This window comes from Actinophytocola sp., from assembly GCF_049647105.1.
In the GTDB taxonomy this organism is placed as follows: domain Bacteria; phylum Actinomycetota; class Actinomycetes; order Mycobacteriales; family Pseudonocardiaceae; genus Actinophytocola.
The window spans coordinates 1-1,702 of record NZ_JBARWZ010000117.1; the positions used below are offsets into that span (position 1 = coordinate 1).

At 71.2% G+C, this 1,702-nt stretch carries 3 protein-coding genes; 2 read left to right on the forward strand and 1 reads right to left on the reverse strand.

All coding sequences use genetic code 11. The features are described from left to right. Nucleotides 1–284, reverse strand: a 284-nt coding sequence (locus WBA97_RS14010) for a helix-turn-helix transcriptional regulator (protein ID WP_424231220.1), incomplete at its 3' end; no start/stop codon positions are given. A 62-nt stretch (nucleotides 285–346) separates the two neighbouring features. Between WBA97_RS14010 and WBA97_RS14015 the strand changes: the two genes are divergently transcribed. Further along, nucleotides 347–907 (forward strand): DinB family protein, encoded by a 561-nt coding sequence (locus tag WBA97_RS14015; protein ID WP_424231221.1) that lies wholly within the window; start codon nucleotides 347–349, stop codon nucleotides 905–907. Nucleotide 908: 1 nt separating this feature from the next. After that, nucleotides 909–1,346: a VOC family protein gene (locus WBA97_RS14020; protein WP_424231222.1), complete on the forward strand. Its 438-nt coding sequence runs from the start codon at nucleotides 909–911 to the stop codon at nucleotides 1,344–1,346. The last annotated feature ends 356 nt before the right edge of the window (nucleotides 1,347–1,702 follow it).

Consider the following 1,702-nt stretch of genomic DNA (forward strand, 5'->3'; position numbering starts at 1 on the left):
GTGCCACCCGCCGCCAGCCGCAGGGACACCGCGGTCGCGATCGCCTCCTCGTCGTCGAGGAGCAGCGGCGGCAGCCGGGTGCCCGCGCCGAGCTGGTAGCCGCCACCGACCCCCGCCGTCGCGTGCACCGGGTAGCCGAGCACGCGCAGCCGTTCCACGTCGCGGCGCACCGAGCGGTCGGTGACGCCCAGCTCGGCGGCCAGTTCCGTGGCGGTCCACGACGGCCGGTGCTGCAACAGCGCCAGCAGCCGCAGTACCCGTTCTGTCGTCGCCTCGACGGTCACCCGATCATCGTCGCACGAATCACGGACGGCACCTGTCCGCTATCCGGGGCAGGCTGTACGCCATGACCGACCAGACCTGGAACCTCCTGCTCCGCGAGCAGCTGGACTGGCACTGGATCCAGCAACTGCGCGCCCGCCTCGACGGGCTCACCGACGACGAGTACTTCTGGGAGCCGGTGCCCGGCTGCTGGAACGTGCGCCCTCGCGACCCTGGCCGGCCCGGGTCCGGCACGATGACCATCGACTTCGCGTTTCCGCAGCCGGTCCCGCCGCCGTTCACCACGATCGCGTGGCGGCTCGGGCACGTGATCGTGGGCGTGCTCGCGATGCGCAACGCGTCGCACTTCGGTCGCGCGGCCACCGACTACGACTCGTTCCCCTACGCCGCGACCGCGACCGAGGCACTGGCCCAGCTCGACGAGGAGTACGCCACGTGGCTCGCCGGGGTCGAGGCCCTCGGCGAGACGGGTCTGGCCCGCCTGTGCGGCGAGGCCGAGGGTCCGTACGCCGAGTTCCCGCTCGCCGCGCTCGTGCTGCACATCAACCGCGAGATGATCCACCACCTGGCCGAGGTGTCCCTGCTCCGCGACCTGTACCTGCACACCCGACGAGAGGCGAGCTGACATGGCACGCGACGTCCAGATCACCTTCGACTGCGCCGACCCGGCCGGGTTGTCCGCGTTCTGGGCCGAGGCACTCGGCTACCGGCTGCAGGATCCGCCGCCGGGCTTCGAGACGTGGGAGCAGGCCCTAGACGCGATGGGGGTGCCGCCCGAGCGCCGCAACGACGCCTCGGCGGTGATCGACCCGGAAGGTGCGGGGCCGCGCCTGTTCTTCCAGCGGGTGCCGGAAGGCAAACAGGCCAAGAACCGGGTGCACCTCGACGTGCGGGCCGCCCCGGGTCTCCAGGGCGACGCGCGGATGGCAGCACTGGAGGCGGAGGCCGAGCGGCTGGTCGCCCACGGCGCCACCCGTGGCGAGCGGCACGAGCCCGCTCCCCCGCTCGGTGCCGGGCACATCATCATGACCGACCCGGAAGGCAACGAGTTCTGCCTGGACTGACCACCCCGCCCCCGCGTGTCCAACGCGCACGACCCGCGAGTCCAACCGGCGCGCACCGTGAGTTCGACGCGCACGGTGGCACCGGACAGCGGTGTTCGCCTAACTCACGGGTCGTACGAGCAGAACTCGCGGGTTCCGAACCGTAGACTCGCGGGTTCCGAACCGAAGACTCGCGGGTTCCGAACCGAAGACTCGCGGGTCCCGAACCGAAGACTCGCGGGTCCCGAACCGAAGACTCGCGGGTCCCGAACCGAAGACTCGCAGGTCCCGAACCGAAGACTCGCAGGTCCCGAACCGAAGACTCGCAGGTCCCGAACCGAAGACTCGCAGGTCCCGAACCGAAGACTCGCAGGTCC